Origin of the sequence: Streptomyces sp. NPDC049597 (genome assembly GCF_040675505.1) — a bacterium.
Classification (GTDB): domain Bacteria; phylum Actinomycetota; class Actinomycetes; order Streptomycetales; family Streptomycetaceae; genus Streptomyces.
In genome coordinates, this window is the sequence record NZ_JBFAOY010000024.1 from 1 (window position 1) to 15,272 (window position 15,272).

Annotated in this window: 12 protein-coding genes and 2 pseudogenes; 5 read left to right on the forward strand and 9 right to left on the reverse strand. The window is 71.8% G+C overall.

The genetic code is table 11. The features are described 5' to 3' along the window. Positions 1-122: pseudogene (locus AB0K02_RS24510) on the reverse strand (sugar kinase); the annotation flags it as partial. Positions 123-742: 620 nt separating this feature from the next. On the opposite strand from AB0K02_RS24510, the gene AB0K02_RS24515 reads away from it, so the two are divergent. Further along, complete coding sequence (locus AB0K02_RS24515) at positions 743-2,827, forward strand: SpoIIE family protein phosphatase (RefSeq protein ID WP_365994669.1); 2,085 nt, start codon at positions 743-745, stop codon at positions 2,825-2,827. A 54-nt stretch (positions 2,828-2,881) separates the two neighbouring features. Here the strand turns inward: AB0K02_RS24515 and AB0K02_RS24520 are convergent, their stop codons facing one another. Further along, on the reverse strand, positions 2,882-3,325 hold the full coding sequence (locus AB0K02_RS24520) for a hypothetical protein (RefSeq protein WP_365994670.1): 444 nt from the start codon (positions 3,323-3,325) through the stop codon (positions 2,882-2,884). Between the two features lie 230 nt (positions 3,326-3,555). After that, the gene (locus AB0K02_RS24525; protein ID WP_365994671.1) at positions 3,556-4,794 is read right to left on the reverse strand and encodes an MFS transporter; all 1,239 of its coding nucleotides are present in this window, start codon (positions 4,792-4,794) and stop codon (positions 3,556-3,558) included. Positions 4,795-4,850: 56 nt separating this feature from the next. Here AB0K02_RS24525 and AB0K02_RS24530 point away from each other — a divergent pair, with 56 nt between their 5' ends. Further along, positions 4,851-5,849, forward strand: a complete 999-nt coding sequence (locus tag AB0K02_RS24530; RefSeq protein ID WP_365994672.1) for a winged helix-turn-helix domain-containing protein — start codon at positions 4,851-4,853, stop codon at positions 5,847-5,849. A gap of 511 nt (positions 5,850-6,360) precedes the next feature. Here AB0K02_RS24530 and AB0K02_RS24535 read toward each other — a convergent pair. The 6 genes and pseudogenes from AB0K02_RS24535 to glyA all read right to left on the reverse strand — a co-directional run. Continuing rightward, a pseudogene (locus AB0K02_RS24535) lies at positions 6,361-6,471 on the reverse strand (serine dehydratase beta chain); the annotation flags it as partial. Beyond that, positions 6,468-7,061 carry a sarcosine oxidase subunit gamma family protein gene (locus tag AB0K02_RS24540; protein WP_365994673.1) on the reverse strand — a complete coding sequence of 198 codons (594 nt, stop codon included), beginning with the start codon at positions 7,059-7,061 and terminating at the stop codon, positions 6,468-6,470. The pseudogene AB0K02_RS24535 and the gene AB0K02_RS24540, both read right to left, overlap by 4 nt. Then, positions 7,051-9,909 carry a 2Fe-2S iron-sulfur cluster-binding protein gene (locus tag AB0K02_RS24545; RefSeq protein WP_365994674.1) on the reverse strand — a complete coding sequence of 953 codons (2,859 nt, stop codon included), beginning with the start codon at positions 9,907-9,909 and terminating at the stop codon, positions 7,051-7,053. The genes AB0K02_RS24540 and AB0K02_RS24545 overlap by 11 nt, the downstream gene beginning before the upstream one ends. Next, a complete protein-coding gene (locus AB0K02_RS24550; RefSeq protein WP_365994675.1) occupies positions 9,909-10,232 on the reverse strand; it encodes a sarcosine oxidase subunit delta in 324 nt (107 codons plus the stop codon). The genes AB0K02_RS24545 and AB0K02_RS24550 overlap by 1 nt, the downstream gene beginning before the upstream one ends. A 26-nt stretch (positions 10,233-10,258) precedes the next feature. After that, positions 10,259-11,554, reverse strand: a complete 1,296-nt coding sequence (locus tag AB0K02_RS24555; protein WP_365994676.1) for a sarcosine oxidase subunit beta family protein — start codon at positions 11,552-11,554, stop codon at positions 10,259-10,261. Further along, a complete protein-coding gene (glyA, locus tag AB0K02_RS24560; protein ID WP_365994677.1) occupies positions 11,554-12,888 on the reverse strand; it encodes a serine hydroxymethyltransferase in 1,335 nt (444 codons plus the stop codon). The genes AB0K02_RS24555 and glyA overlap by 1 nt, the downstream gene beginning before the upstream one ends. A 105-nt stretch (positions 12,889-12,993) precedes the next feature. On the opposite strand from glyA, the gene AB0K02_RS24565 reads away from it, so the two are divergent. The 3 genes from AB0K02_RS24565 (at position 12,994) to AB0K02_RS24575 (ending at position 15,228) form a co-directional block, all read left to right on the forward strand. Continuing rightward, positions 12,994-13,647 (forward strand): GntR family transcriptional regulator, encoded by a 654-nt coding sequence (locus AB0K02_RS24565; RefSeq protein ID WP_365994678.1) that lies wholly within the window; start codon positions 12,994-12,996, stop codon positions 13,645-13,647. A gap of 290 nt (positions 13,648-13,937) precedes the next feature. Next, entirely contained in the window at positions 13,938-14,507 is a 570-nt protein-coding gene (locus AB0K02_RS24570; RefSeq protein ID WP_365994679.1) for a class I SAM-dependent methyltransferase, read from the forward strand. Between the two features lie 19 nt (positions 14,508-14,526). Next, a complete protein-coding gene (locus tag AB0K02_RS24575) occupies positions 14,527-15,228 on the forward strand; it encodes a class I SAM-dependent methyltransferase (RefSeq protein WP_365994680.1) in 702 nt (233 codons plus the stop codon). Positions 15,229-15,272 lie beyond the last annotated feature (44 nt).

Below are 15,272 nucleotides of genomic sequence, written 5' to 3' on the forward strand. Positions count from 1 at the left end.
ACAGCCAGCTTCGAACGGGACAGGTCCACCAGATCACCCAACTGCGCCCGGGAGTTGGGACCCTCGTCACGCAGCAGCCGGAGCAGTCGCGCCTGATGGACGTTCGCAGGTCGAGCCGTCATGCGTCTCACGAACCCCTCCCCTCCCCGCGCCTACAGCTGGGGACCGAGTGCCTGTCTGCGTCGGCTGAGCCGTCAGGCTTTCGAGAGGAACGTAGCAGCGCTTTGCCGAACTGGGAAGGACTTGTGCACGACTCTGGTGCCACTTTTTCCACTGTCGGGACAAAGCCTGGAGCTGCTCCGAGTCCGCCCCTCTTCCCGTCGGGCAGTCAGGGCTCCGCGCGTGACAGGGCCGAGCCATGAGGGCAGACGGCGTACGGCGACCGCCACCGCCTCCCGCGCCGTGGTTGTTCGGGCGAGAAGACCCACGCCCCCTCGCCGCCGGGGAGTTGACGGCGCACCCGCCCTGCGCGGTCCGGTCGGCGACGCCGCTGTCGGCGTCCAGGAACCGGACCCTCTGCCGGTGGTAGGGGGCGCTGCAGGAGGGCTCGTCCGCCCGTGCCGGCGAGGTCGGCAGCGTTCCCGCGACGGCGGCCACGGCGAGGCAGCTGCCCGTCAGTGGCGCGCCGGCCCTCCCAGGTCAGGGGTGCCGATACGCCTGGGTTCCGAAGGGGCGAGGTGGCGGTTCCGCGTCGATACTGGAAGACGGGAGCGGGCGTGCGGGGCAGATGCGGAGTGTGGTGATGCGGGCACCCGTGGACGATGTGACCGGTGGTGCTGCCTGGGATGCGGGCGGCTGGCTGGGCGAGCTGCGGGTCGCCGTCGTGGCCACGAGCGCCGACGGGACGATCGTGCGGTGGGACCACGGAGCTCAGGCTCTGCTCGGCTACCCCTCGCGGGAAGTCGTGGGGCGGCCCATCGCCGACCTGCTGCACCCCGGCAACGCCGACCACAGCCTCGGCCGGTCCCTGTGGGCCAGCGCGACAACCGACCGCGGGGTCATAGCCACCGTTACCGCGTGGCACCGCGACGGACATCCCCTCGAACTGGAGATCTGGGCGGCGCCCGTCCCCGAGCGTCAGCGCGGCGGCACCACCGTACTGATCTTCGCCGCGGACGCCCACACCGCCCGTGGCATCCGCGGTTCCTCCGCGGTCTGGGACGGGCTGTTCGTCCGCTCCCCCGTCGGCATTGCCGTGCTCGACACCGATCTGCGGTTCCTGCGCGTGAACCAGGCGTTGCAGGCCATGAACGGTCTGCCGGAGAAGGCCCACATCGGACGCCGCGTAGTGGAGCTGCTGCCCACCGTGAACGCGGCGGACATGGAATCCGCCATGCGTCAGGTCCTGGCCACCGGGCAACCGGTCCTCGACTTCCGCCGCACCGGCCGCACCCCCGCGGATCCCGAACACGACCGCGTCTGGTCCTGCTCCTACGTCAGACTGGAAGACCCCGACGGCCGACCGATCGGGCTGACCGCTTCCCTGATCGACATCACCGCCCAACAACAGGCGCACCTCGAAGCCGAGACGGGCCGGCGCCGCCTGGCGCTCGTCAACGAGGCAAGCGTCAAGATCGGCACCAGTCTCGACCTGGAACGCACCGCGCAAGAGCTCGCGGACGTCGCCGTGCCCGCCCTGGCGGACGCCGTCACCGTCGATGTGCTCGACTCGCTCGCCACGGGCGACGAACTCGGCGCGGGTCTGCTCGGCGGCACCGCCCTGCGCCGGCTCGGAAAGGCTCCCCTGGCAGGGTCGCGGATCGCGGACATCCTGGCGCCGCTCGGACGAACCCTCATCTTCCCCGCAGGAGCGCCCTACACCCAGGCCCTCGCGGACCGTGAACCCTTCCTCATCGCACGCCTCGACGAGAAGGCCATCGCCCCCGCGGCCCGCCACTCCACGGCCCCGGCACAACTCCTCGAGCAGGGAGTCCACTCGTTCATGATGGTCCCCCTGCTCGCCCGCGGTGTCGTGCTCGGCCTCGCCAGCCTGTACCGCGTCCGCCCCGTCGGCCCGTTCACCGACGACGACATGACCCTCGCCGTGGAACTCGCGGCGCGCGCCGCCGTCTGCGTGGACAACGCCCGCCTCTACCACCGAGAACACGACACCGCCCTCATCCTCCAGCGCAGCATGCTGCCCCAGCACATCCCCCAGCCCTCGATGATCGAAGTCGCCCACCGCTACCTGCCGGCCAGCGACGTCAACGAAGTCGGCGGCGACTGGTACGACGTGATCCGCCTGGCCGACGGCAGAACCGCGCTCGCCATCGGCGACGTCATGGGACACGGCACCGCGGCCGCAGCCGTCATGGGAAGGCTGTCCGCGAGCGTCCGCGCTCTGGCACGCCTCGACCTCCGGCCCGAGAACCTCCTGCACCAGCTGGAAGCCGCACTGGAAGACCTTGCCGAGCCGATGCTCGCCACCTTCCTCTACGCGATCATCGACCCGGTGAGCGGCCGATGCAGCATCACCCGCGCCGGCCATCCCCCGCCCGCCCTCATGGCACCCGACGGCACCGCCCGCCTCCTGCACGTGCCACCCGGTGTCCCGCTCGGCGTCGGCGGCACTCCCTACACCACCACTGACGTCACCCTTCCGCCCGGCAGCACACTCCTCCTGTACACCGACGGACTCGTCGAAGCCCGCGGCAGCGACATCGACGAACGCCTCACCGAACTCACCCACCTCCTCGCACAGCCCGCGCCCTCCCTGGAGGAGCTGTGCGACCGCCTGCTCACCCACCTGACGCCCGCCTCCGCCGACGACGACATCGCACTCCTCGCCGCCCGTCTCGGCACCGGCACCGGCACCGGCACCGGCTGACGCCGGGATGTGTGCGGAGGCAACGGCGACTACCGGCCGACCGAGCCCGTCGCCTCACCCGTCAGCGGGCCCGTTGTCCGGCTTGAAGGTGACCCGGCCGTCGATCGTCATCCTGCCCTTCCCGTCTGCGGACACCTCGGCCACGACCGTGCCCGTGACGCTCGCTCCCGGCTTCAGGCGGCCATAGGCACAGGTGGCTCGCTGTTCCACCGGAGCGCAGGGCTCGGAGACGGACACAATCGTGAGGCCGGGCGCGAGTTCGTGGGTCAGCACGACCTCGTCGACCGCCGTGTCCAGGGTGTTGGTGATGGTCCACTCCCAGGAGATCCTGTCGCCTTCTCCGGCGATGTCAGGCTCGGTGTAACTGAATTCCAGGCCCTCCTGGTGCCCCGTGGAGTCCGCATGGACCGGGGCAACAGGGAACAGGAAGACCGCCGTGACGGCTGCGGCGCGGAGCGCGGGGCGCGGGCGGAGCCGTTGGATGTTCTTCGTTTTCATGATCCCCTCAACGCCGCGCGGCCAGTCCGGTCACGGGCGGTGAGCCGTTCCGGCCTCGTCCGGGCCGACACGGGGGCGAACTCCACCCCGCGCCGTCGGGCCGTCGGGCCGTCGGGCCGTCGGGCCGTCGGCGAGGTTGCCGCCCTTCACCGGGCAGACTGCCGGCCGGACCGGACGCGGTGGACGAAGGACGGCACCCCGGGCCGGTCCTCCCCGTGAGGAAGGCGGGATCACGGCTGTCGGGTGCGCTGTGCCCAGCGGGCCACCGGAGGAAGCGCACAGGACGCGGCGGCCAGCACGACGGCCAGGAGCGACCAGCCCATCAGGCCGTGCGGCAGGACCAGCACCGTCAGCAGTGCGGGACCGGCGGCGGAGACGGCGGAGATGCCGAGCTGGTAGACGCCCTGGTACGCGCCCATCGCGGCCGCGGGCGCGAGATCGTATCCGAGCGTCCAGCTCCCTGCCTGCGACAGGACCTCGCCGAGGGTCAGCAGGGTGACGGCGGCCGTCATCGTGAGCCCCGCCGCCCAGGGACCCCCGTCGGCGGCCAGCGCCGCCACCGGGCAGCAGGCCGCCACGAGCAGCCCGCCCGTACGGAACGCCCGGGATGCTCCGGCCAGTTCGCGGGCCAGACGGGTGCCGGGGATCTGAAGCAGCACCACCAGCGCCGTGTTGAGCATCAGCAGTGGCCCCACCAGTGCGGGCGGTGCCTGGGTGTGCTCCACCAGCCAGAGCGGAAAGGCGACTTCGAGGATCACGTACAGCGCGTTGACGACCGCGTTCAGGGCGGTGACCGCGAGGTACGGCAGATCGCGCAGCGGGGCGGAGAAGGCGACGGCCGGCCTGGCCGCCCGCGCGGACACCGGATCTGACGCTCTCAGGCCGTGCAACGGGACGGCGGCGGCCACGAAGAACAGGGCCGTGCCGGCCAGCACCCCACCATAGGCCCGGGGCGTGTCCCAGACCAGTGCGAGCGCACCCAGTCCGGCCCCGCCGCCGACGCCGACGTTCAACACCGCCCGCAGCAGCCCCAGTCCCGCTCCCCGCCGCTCCGGATCGAGGACCTGGACGTAGAGCGTGGCCCGCACGGCCGCCGATCCCCGCTCGGCCACCGCGAAGGCACAGGCCAGCAGGACGAACACCGGATACGCCGAGGCCCTGACGTACAAGGCCAGGCACACACCCTGCGCCAGCAGGAGCGCCACCAGCACCGGGCGGCTGCCGTACCGGTCCGCCAGGCGCCCCGCGGGGACGGAGGAGACCACGCCGCAGAGGCCGGCCGCGGTGAGCGCCAGGCCCGCCGAGGCGGCGGAGAAGCCCAGGCCCCGGGTGAACCAGAGCAGCGACACGGTCAGGTACAGGCCCTTGCCGAGGGAGGCGAGAGCGGTCGTCACGGCCAGTCTGCGCAGGGCCGGGTCGGTGAGACCGTGCCGTGCGACCGCGGCGGTGGAAGGAGGGGTGGCGGTCATGCGGGCCAGCCCACCCCAGGTCGGGCATCCGTGGAATTCCTTTAGCCTGGGGCTCAATGATCCGCTTCCGTCTGGCCCTGGCCGACCTGGCCACCACCTCCTTCGCGTACTCCCCGCTCCAGGAGACGGTGCTCAGCCTGCGCATGTGGACCGGCCACGCCGCGCGCTTCCCCGCCCTCGCCCCTGTCTTCCGGCCGCTGCGACCGGCCTTCGAGACCCTCGACACCGGGCTGCTGACCGCCCTGGTCGCCCGTCGCCGCTACTGGGTGCCCGACCTCCTCACTCCCCGGCCCGCCGTCCCCGCCCCCGCCATCGGCGACGAACTCGCCACGCTGCGCGCCCTCGACCCGGCCCTCCTCGGCCCGGACCTCGCACGCACCTTCCTGCCGCTGGGCGAACCGGTTCCCGAACGTCTGGCCCGCGGGCTCCAGCACCCCGACCGGCTCCTGGCGGAGATCGCCGACGCGCTGGAGGCGTACTGGGAGACCTGCCTCGCCCCGGCCTTCTGGCCGCGTGCCCGCTCGGTGCTGGACGCCGATCTCGTGCACCGCGCCCGCGTCCTGGTCGAACGGGGCGCGGGCGAACTCTTCGGCGGGCTCAGCCCCGGACTGTCGTGGGCGGACGGAGTGGTCTCCCTCGTCTCCAGTGCGACGCGCACGGCGGACGGCGAGATCCCCGTCGACGGACGGGGTCTGCTCCTGACCCCGAGCTGCTTCGTCGACGGCGTCGCGACCATGATCGCCCTCGACGCGCCGCCTCATGTCGTCTACGCCGTACGGGGAGCGGCGACCCTCGCCGAGAGCGTGCCCCCTTCGGCGCCCCCGGCCCTGGAGCGGCTCCTCGGGGTTCCGCGGGCGCGCCTGCTGACCCTGCTCGACGCCCCCGCCTCGACCACCGAGCTCGCCCGCCGCCTGGCCGTCACCCCCGGGGCCGTCAGCCAGCACCTGTCAGTGCTCACCGGGGCCGGCCTGACCGCGAGCGCCCGCCACGGCCGCCTCGTCCTGTACCGGCGTACACCGCTGGGAGAGGCACTGGTGCGGGCCCGAGTGCCCTGAGCCCGGGGGCCGATGGGGCCCGCTCCTGCCGTGGTTCCTCCCCCGGCGGGGACATGCCGGCCCGCCCCCCCGGGGGGGGGTCGACTTCGGTGCACTGGCCGGCCGCGACCAGGGTCATGTCCGCGAAGGCGCTGTGCGTGCTGTCCCGTTGGGCTCGTGTGGCCCTGGCACCCCTGCCCTCGACAGGGACCGCGGCCCAGGGACAGGGACTTGGGAGGAGGAGGCCACGACCCTCGCAACGTGACCTCCTCCGTCGCCGCAGGCAACGCGGCGGCGGGGCGCCGGCCCGGCAGACGAACACAGCTGTGCGGTACTGGTCCGTGATGCCGGCGGGAATGCCAGAAGAACAGGCGGGATGAGCCGGCCCGCCCGTCCGCCCCTGCCGTCGCGCGTATGCCTGCGGCGGTCTGCACACCCCCTGGAGCAGGCCCCGGCGGGCCCGCTGCGGCGTCGTGCGGGCACGACGCCTGCCCCGGGGGCGTCGGGGTCAGCTGAAGACCACCGTCCGGTCGTCCTGCTCCGGGGCGTGGACGAAGGAGTGTGCCGCGCGCATCGGGCCCACGGTGTGGGAGCTGGAGGGCCCGATGCCGACCTTGAACATGTCGAAGACGCTGATGCTCATCCCGTGCCTCCGCCGTATTCCGTGCAGGCGTCGACGAGCCAGGTGGCCAGATAGGACGCGAACGAGGAGCGGACGAGCAGCCAGGCGCTGGAGGCTGCTTCCCCCCGCACCACGAGCGTGATCGGGGCCTGTGCCAGCACCGTGGTCAGACATGAGCCGACGGGCGTCACCCGCGGATCCAGGTCGATGGCACAGCCCTGGGCCAGGACCGTGCGGACGAGGTGCCCGGACAGGGCGAGCGTGGTGCGCTGCGCCGACACGTCGGTGACGGTGGCGAACTCGTCGCCGATGGCCACCCGCAACTGCGCGACGAGGTCGTCCCGTTGGCCCTCGGGGGCCACGAGCAGCCATTCGTCCGGACCCGTCCACAGCACCTTGACGTCGCCGGACATCTCGGCGCTCAGGGGGTCAGGCAGCGTGATGCCCAACGAGGCCTCGACGGCCTTGGCCGCCGGGCTGCCGGGCTGCACCCTCAGGGTGAGCTGGGTCAGGAAGGGCAGTTCCCTCGCCTGCAGTCCGGTGGGCAGCTGCGCCAGGCGGTCCTGCCAGGCGGCGAGCGGGCTGTGGCGGGTGGGCGTCTCAACCGTCACGGCGAGCTCCCTCCTTGTCGAAGAGCACGGGTTCGGTCACGGTCACGGGGACGGTCCGGCCGTCCAGCGGGACGTAGAGGGTCTCGCCGATGCGCTCGGTTCCCGAGCGCACCAGGGCCAGGGCGAACGTCCGCTGCAGGGCGTCGCTGCGGTAGCTGGAGGTGACATGGCCCAGCATCGGCACCGGTGGCGCGGGGATGCTGCTGGTCGCGATGATCTGGGCGCCTTCGGGAAGGAGGACCTGGTCGTCGACGGGCAGCAGACCCACCAGTTGCTTGCGGTCGCCGCGCTGGTTCTCCGCGCGGGAGAAGGAACGCTTGCCGACGAAGTCCGCCTTCTTCTTGGACACGACCCACGACATGCCCAGGTCCTGCGGGGTGATGGTGCCGTCGGTGTCCTGCCCGATGATCGGGTACGCCTTCTCCGCGCGCAGCACGTGCATCGTCTCGGTGCCGTACGGGGTGATGCCGAACGAGCTGCCGGCCTCGTGCAGGGCCTTCCACACGGTGATGCCGTCCCAGGCGGGCACGTTGATCTCGTAGGCGAGTTCACCGGAGAAGCTGATGCGGCACACGCGCGCCGGAATGCCGGCGACGGTGGCGTCCTGCCAGGACATGAACGGGAAGGCGTCGTTGCCGACGTCCAGGCCGGGGGCCACCAGGGCCAGTACGTCACGGGAGCGGGGGCCGACCAGGGGGATGGTCGCCCAGTGCTCGGTGACGGACGTGAGGTGGACGCGCAGGTCGGGCCACTCCGTCTGCAGCCACTCCTCCATCCACTCGAGGATCCTGGCCGCGTTGCCGGTGGTCGTGGTCAGCAGGAACTCCTGCTCGGCCACCCGGATCACGGTGCCGTCGTCGATGGCCATGCCGTCGACGCCGCACATCACGCCGTAGCGGACCCGGCCCACCTCGAGCGTGCTCATCATGTTGGTGTAGAGCCGGTCGAGGAGCACGCCGGCGTCCGGGCCCTGAACGTTGATCTTGCCGAGGGTGGAGCCGTCCATCATCGCGACGCCGGTGCGGGCCGCCCGGCACTCGCGCAGCACCGCGTCGTCCATGGTCTCGCCCCTCTGCGGGTAGTACCAGGGGCGCTTCCACTGGCCGACGTCCTCGAACAGGGCGCCGTGCTCGACGTGCCAGGGGTGCAGTGCGGTCACCCGGACCGGATCGAACAGCTCGCCGCGGTTGCGGCCCGCGAAGGCGGCGAAGGCCACCGGCACGGCGGGCGGGCGCAGGCGCATGGTGCCGAGGTCGGCGACGTCCACTCCGAGCGCCTCGGCGACGATGCCCGAGGTCATCACGCCCGAGGTGCGGCCCTGGTCGTGGGCGGTGCCGATGGTCGTGTAGCGCTTGACGTGCTCCACCGACCTGAGACCTGCCCCGGTCGCCCGCAGCACGTCGGCGACATGGGCGTCGCGCTGGAGGTCGACGAACTGGTGCGAGCCGTCCGGGTCCTGAGGGCTCGGGACGCGCCACAGCACCCGGCCGGGTGCCGCTTCCGGAAGCGGGGCGGCGGCCGGCAGGGCGATCATCCGGCCGGTCCTTCCGAGGGCCGCCAGGGCACGCCAGGCGGCGTCCGCGCCGTCGGTCAGGCATCCGCTCAGGGTGAACGTACCGCTTGCCGCTCCCGCCGTACGGACGCTGTCCAGCGCCTCGGCGGGCACGAACGCTCCGATGCCGGCGTCGTAACGCAGGGAGCCGCGGGCCTGGCTGAACAGGGCGACGGCCGGGTTCCAGCCGCCGGAGACGAGCAGCAGATCGCAGTCGATCCCCTGCCGGTCACCGAGGCGTCCCTCGCTGAAGGCGGCGACGTGGGCGCGGGAGACGCGTTCGACGCCGCTGGTTCCGGTGACGACATGGCCGGCGCGTACCTCGATGCCGCGCTCGTCGCACGCGGTGCGCCAGTGCGAGGGCACCTCGTCGCGGGCGTCGATCACCGCGGCGATCCGCAGGCCCGCGTCGGCCAGTTCGAGCGCTGCCGGGTAGGCGCTGTCGTTCGTGGTGAACACGACGGCCTGCCGGCCGGGCAGGACACCGAAGCGGCCCAGGTAGGTGCGCGCCGAGCCGGCCAGCATGATCCCGGGGCGGTCGTTGTCGTCGAAGGCGACCGGCCGCTCGTAGGCGCCGGTGGCGAAGACGACCTGCTGGGCACGGATGCGCCAGATCCGCTGCCGTGAGATGTGCGCGGGCGCCGCGGCACCGAGGTGGTCCGTGCGCTTCTCCAGGGCCAGGACCAGTCCGTCGTCGTAGGAGCCGAAGGCGGTGGTGCGCTGCAGGATCTGTACGTCGGCGCAGGCGTCGAGTTCCGCTACGACGTCGTCGACCCAGTCGGTCGCCGGTGCGCCGTCGAGCAGTTCCTGGCTGCCGAGCAGCGACCCGCCGGCCTGCGGGAGTTCGTCGACGAGGATGACGCGGGCTCCGGACCGTGCGGCCGCGAGCGTGGCGGACAGTCCGGCCGGGCCGGCGCCGACGACCAGGAGGTCGCAGTGCGCGTGCATGGTGTCGTAGCGGGCCTCGTCCGGCCGGCTGCTCAGCCGGCCCTGCCCGGACAGCCCCCGCGCGACGAGACCCTCGTAGAGCTCGACGGTGGTGGCCGTGAGCATGGGCTCGGGGAAGGGTTCCTCGATCTGCACGAGCGCGTTGGGCTCTTCGGCCCCGGCGGCCAGCACGCCGCGCGGCCTTCCGTACTTGATGCTGCTCGCCACGTGGTGCACCCCGTTGGCCAGCAGGGCCGAGGCGAGGGTGTCGCCGGGGTGGCCGGTGTAGACGGTGCCGTCGAAGGTGAAGGAGAGCGTGGTGTCGCGGTCGATGTGGCCGTGGCCGCGGGCACGGAACGGGTTGTTCATCAGCTGGCCTCCTGGCCCTTGTGCTGCTGTGCGGCGGGTGCGGTGCCGGTGTCGACGGGGCGCTCCTCGCCCATGCCGTAGACCGCGTGGAACTCGTGGGTGACGGTGTCGCGCAGGGCGTTGAACCAGCGCCGGCAGCCGGCCGAGTGCACCCACCTCTCGGCGAACGGACCCTTGGGGTTGTCGCGGAAGAAGACGTACTGGGCCCACTGCTCGTCGTCGAGCGCGTACGGGTCGTCGGGGTAGGCGACGTGCGCCTGTCCGCCGTAGTGGAATTCGGTCTCCTCGCGCTCACCGCACCAGGGGCAGGCTATGAGCTGCATGTCGATCTCCTTGGCTGGGGCGGCGGTCAGTGTGCGACGCCGGCTGCGCCGTGCTCGTCGACCAGGGCGCCGGTGGTGAAGCGGGAGAGGGTGAAGGGCGCGTTGTAGGGGTGCGCCTTGCCGGTGGCGATGGTGTGCGCGTAGCACCAGCCGACGCCCGGTGTGGCCTTGAAACCGCCGGTGCCCCAGCCGCAGTTGAGGTAGAGGCCCTCGACCGGTGTGGGACCGACGATGGGTGAGGCGTCCGGGGTGACGTCGACGATGCCGGCCCAGGTGCGCAGCATGTGGGCGCGGGCGAAGACGGGGAAGAGCTCCAGTGCGGCGGCCATCTGGCGCTCCAGGATGTGGAACGCGCCGCGCTGACCGTAGCCGTTGTAGCTGTCGATGCCCGCGCCCATGACGAGCTCGCCCTTGTGGGCCTGGGAGACGTACACGTGCACGGCGTTCGACATGACCACCGTGGGGTGCACCGGTTCGAGCAGCTCCGAGACCAGTGCCTGCAGCGGGTGGCTCTGCAGCGGGAGCCGCAGTCCGGCCATGGAGGCGAGCACGGAGGAGTGCCCTGCGGCCGCGAGTGCGACCTTGCCGGCGGCGATGTTGCCTCGCGTGGTCCGCAGCCCTGTGATGCGGCCGCCCTGGATGTCGAGGCCGGTGACCTCGCAGTCCTGGATCAGGTCGATGCCGTAGGCGTCGGCCCTGCGCGCGAAGCCCCAGGCGACGTAGTCGTGCTTGGCGATGCCCGCGCGCGGCTGGTACGTGGCGCCCAGCACCGGGTAGCGCACGTCGGGTGAGACGTTGACGATGGGACAGACCTTCGCGACCTCGTCCGGCTCCAGCCACTCGGCGTCGATGCCGTTGAGCTGGTTGGCGTACACCCGGCGCTTGCTGTCGCGGATGTCCTGCAGGCTGTGGGCGAGGTTGAGCACACCGCGCTGGCTGAAGAGGATGGGGTGGTCGAGGTCCTCCTCGAGGGTCTCCCACAGCTTCAGGGAGTGCTCGTAGATGCCGGAGCTCTCGTCCCACAGGTAGTTGGAGCGGATGATGGTGGTGTTGCGGGCCATGTTGCCGCCCGCGAGCCAGCCCTTCTCCAGGACCGCGATGTTGGTGATGCCGTGGTTCCTGGCCAGGTAGTAGGCGGTGGCCAGGCCGTGTCCGCCGCCGCCGACGATGACGACGTCGTAGGACGGCTTGGGGTCGGGGTTGCGCCACAGGAAGTCGGGGTGGTCGGGCAGGGCGTCCCCGGGCCCGGCGGCGGGGCGCGAAGCCCGACTGAGGGTGGTGGCGGAAGACGGGCGGGAGGGAGTGGTGTCGTGCGGGTGCATCACTGACCAGCCTCCTGGGCCGCGGGCTTCGGATCGACGGGGTACAGCGGGAAGCGGTCGGTCAGGACCTGGACGCGTGCGCGCAGCGCGCCGGCCACCTGGTCGTCGAAACCGGGCAGGAGGGCCGTCGCGATGATGTCGGCGACCTCCGTGAACTCCTCCGCGCCGAAACCGCGGGCGGCCAGTGCGGGGGTGCCGATGCGGACACCGGAGCTGACCATCGGGGGACGCGGGTCGAAGGGGACGGCGTTGCGGTTGACGGTGATGCCGATCCGGTGCAGCCGGTCCTCGGCCTGCTGTCCGTCGAGTTCGGAATGGCGCAGGTCCACCAGGACCAGGTGCACGTCCGTGCCTCCGGTCAGCACGCTGACTCCGGCCGCCTCGGTGTCCTCGGCCAGCAGCCGCTCGGCCAGGATCGCGGCGCCTTCCAGGGTGCGGCGCTGGCGCTCGGTGAACTCAGGCTGGGCGGCCATCTTGAAGGCCACGGCCTTGGCGGCGATGACGTGTTCCAGCGGGCCGCCCTGCTGGCCGGGGAAGACCGCGGAGTTGATCTTCTTGGCGAGCTCGGCCGTGGACAGGATCACACCGCCGCGCGGACCGCCGAGGGTCTTGTGCGTGGTGGTGGTCACGACGTGGGCGTGCGGCACCGGGTTCGGGTGCAGACCGGCCGCGACCAAGCCCGCGAAGTGGGCCATGTCGACCATCAGGTAGGCGCCGACCTCGTCCGCGATGCGGCGGAATGCGGCGAAGTCCAGCTGCCGGGGGTAGGCGGACCAGCCGGCCACGATCAGCTTCGGACGGTGCTCGTGGGCGAGTTTGCGGACCTGCTCCATGTCGATGCGGTGGTCGACTTCGCTGACCTGGTAGGCCGCCACCTTGTACAGGCGGCCGGAGAAGTTGATCCGCATGCCGTGGGTGAGGTGGCCGCCGTGGGCCAGATCGAGCCCCAGGATCGTGTCGCCGGGCTGCAGCAGGGCGGCCATGACGGCCGCGTTGGCCTGCGCGCCGGAGTGGGGCTGCACATTGGCGTGCTCGGCGCCGAACAGCTCCTTGATGCGGTCGATCGCGATCTGCTCGACCACGTCGACGTGCTCGCAGCCGCCGTAGTAGCGGCGCCCGGGGTAGCCCTCGGCGTACTTGTTGGTCAGCACCGAGCCCTGGGCCTGCATGACCGCGAGCGGCGCGAAGTTCTCGCTCGCGATCATCTCCAGGGTGCCGCGCTGCCGGGCCAGTTCCGCCCTGATCGCCGTGTCGATTTCGGGGTCGAAGTCGTGGAGGTGAGCGCCGAGGACCGCGGAGCGGGCCGCTTGCCGGCCGGGGGTGTGGTCAGTCATGAGAACTCTCTTGGGGAGCAACTGAAAGACGACTGATATATCAACCTTCTGCTGCGATACGCTAAGAGGGCCGACCGGGCCGCGTCAAGGGAGGATGTGGGGGAAGTGACTGCTTCGACCGTCGCCGATCAGGACCGAGGAACGCTGGCCGACCAGGCCTATCGCTCCATCTCGGACCGTCTCGTCACCCTCCAGATCCGCCCCGGAGAGCCCATCAACGACGAGCGGATCGCCGCCGAGCTCGGCTTCGGGCGCACGCCGGTCCGCGAGGCCCTCAAGCGGCTGGAGCACGAGCGCCTGATCGTCGCCTATCCCCGGCGCGGAACCTTCGCCACCGAGGTGCAGATCGCCGATCTCGGGCACATCTCGGAGGTCCGTCAGCAGCTCGAGCCTCTCGCCGCGGCCCTGGCGGCCCAACGTGCCGGCGAAGGCGACCGCGACGCACTCAACCGACTGCTGGCCCACCTCGCGGACGTGTCCGACAGCGGCGCGGACCTGATCCGGCTCGACATGGCCCTGCACCGCGCCATCTATGCCGCGACGCGCAATCCCTACCTCGAGGACACGCTGGTCAGGTACGACAACCTGGCCACGCGGATCTGGTGCCTGTTCATCGACCGGCTGCCCGATCTGGCGGGTCACGTGCACGAGCACGGGCCGCTGCTGCGCGCCATCATCGACCGCGACGCGGAGAAGGCGGCAGCCCTCGCCGCGGGCCACGTGGAAGGGTTCGAGGCGGCGATCCGCGCCGTCATCTGACCTGTCCGGGCCGGGTCCCCCTCAAGGGCGGCCGGCCGTGGTCGCGTCGCGCGCCGCGACTCATGAGACCCCGAGCGCCGACTCCGCTTCGAGCTCGCCGAGTTGACGGCCACCTGAACGACCCGTGCGCCGCGGAACAGGCGCGCGCGGAAGTGTGCGCGGCGGGCCGTGTCAGTGCGCCGCGCCCCGCGGATCCCCCGGGCGCAGGCGGGGCCTGCCGATCCTGAGCACGGCCGCCGCGGTGTCCTGTTTTCGGCAAGACTGAGCCGTCCGCCCCTGAAGGGAGCCCGATGACCACCACGCCCGCCACCCGCTGGGAGACGCTGTGGGCCTCTGGCCGCCGATACTTACAGGTCACCGACCACGAGACGACGCTCCTGGCCGGGCACCTCGCCCCGGGGCACGGACGGCCGGCCCTCGACATCGGCAGCGGCGACGGTGGGCTCGCCCGCCATCTGCACCACCGGCTCGGCTACCGCACCACCGGCATCGACGTGGCCCCCAGCGCCCTCGCGGTCGCCGCGAACACCGGTCCCGAGCCGGGGCCCGTGTGGCACCTGATGGATTTCGTCCACGACGACGTGGCCGAACTCCCGCATCCGGCGTACGCGGTTGCCACCTGCCGCCTCGTCTACCGGTGGATCGAGGACAAGCCGCGCTTCGTCGACCGCGTACGCCGTCTGCTCGTGCCCGGCGGGACCTTCTGGGTCGTCACCGGCCTCGCCGACCGGCACGAAGACACCGATCCCCTGAAGGAACTCGGCATCACCGTCGCCGACGTGGAGACACTCACCGCCGGGTGGTCCGTCGTACGGGAGGCCGACCTCGGCCACCTCCGCTGCTACGCCCTCCGCCCCTGAACTCCTCCCTGGAGCCGCCGTGTCGGACATCGAAGCGCAGACCCTCGGCGTCTGGACCGCCTACGGAGAGCACCATCTCGCCCGAGGCACCGAGGTTCCCGAGGTGGACCGCCTCTCCTGGGGATACTGGTCCGCCCAGGGCCCCGGCGAGGAGATCCTCGGCGATCTGGCCGGCCGCCGCATCCTGGACCTGGGGTCCGGCATCGGCAAGTACCCCGCTCACCTCGCACGCCACGGCGTCGCAGTGGAGGCCGTCGAGGCGTCCCCGTCACAGCACGAGCGCGCCGTCGCCCGCTACGGCGAGCTGCCCGGTCTGCGGTTGATCCACGCCGACGCCGTCGAACACCTCGAACAGGCCGGGCCGTACGACGTCGTCTATTCGATTCACGCCGTCCCCTACATCGACCCGCACCGTCTCCTGCCTGTCGTGGCCAAGGCACTGCTGCCGGGCGGCAGGTTCGTGTTCTCCGCCCTGCACACGACCTTCGGAGGTGACGGGCCGTCCACGACGGTCGCCGCCCGCCGCGAGGTCCTTCCCCTGGCGGGCGGTGAACCGATGTCCGTCGCTATGTGGGTGCTCACCCCTGTCCTCTGGGAGGAGCTCCTCACCCAGTACGGCCTGATCGCCGACCACATCGACGTCCTCACCGCGCCCGACGACACACCGCTGTCCTGCACGCTCGTCCAGGCCCGTCGCCCGCCCGCCCCGGCCGACGGCTGACCGGACCAGGCGCCGGGCACCCGCGGGGTCTCCTACAGCGAGAG

What these genes read in the sequence shown, in the direction of transcription:
- AB0K02_RS24555 (WP_365994676.1), bottom strand. Translation starts at nt 11,554, where the DNA reads ATGCACCCGCACGACACCACTCCCTCCCGCCCGTCTTCCGCCACCACC.
- AB0K02_RS24530 (WP_365994672.1), top strand. Translation starts at nt 4,851, where the DNA reads ATGATCCGCTTCCGTCTGGCCCTGGCCGACCTGGCCACCACCTCCTTC.
- AB0K02_RS24550 (WP_365994675.1), bottom strand. Translation starts at nt 10,232, where the DNA reads ATGCAGCTCATAGCCTGCCCCTGGTGCGGTGAGCGCGAGGAGACCGAA.
- AB0K02_RS24520 (WP_365994670.1), bottom strand. Translation starts at nt 3,325, where the DNA reads ATGAAAACGAAGAACATCCAACGGCTCCGCCCGCGCCCCGCGCTCCGC.
- AB0K02_RS24545 (WP_365994674.1), bottom strand. Translation starts at nt 9,909, where the DNA reads ATGAACAACCCGTTCCGTGCCCGCGGCCACGGCCACATCGACCGCGAC.
- AB0K02_RS24525 (WP_365994671.1), bottom strand. Translation starts at nt 4,794, where the DNA reads ATGACCGCCACCCCTCCTTCCACCGCCGCGGTCGCACGGCACGGTCTC.
- glyA (WP_365994677.1), bottom strand. Translation starts at nt 12,888, where the DNA reads ATGACTGACCACACCCCCGGCCGGCAAGCGGCCCGCTCCGCGGTCCTC.
- AB0K02_RS24570 (WP_365994679.1), top strand. Translation starts at nt 13,938, where the DNA reads ATGACCACCACGCCCGCCACCCGCTGGGAGACGCTGTGGGCCTCTGGC.
- AB0K02_RS24515 (WP_365994669.1), top strand. Translation starts at nt 743, where the DNA reads ATGCGGGCACCCGTGGACGATGTGACCGGTGGTGCTGCCTGGGATGCG.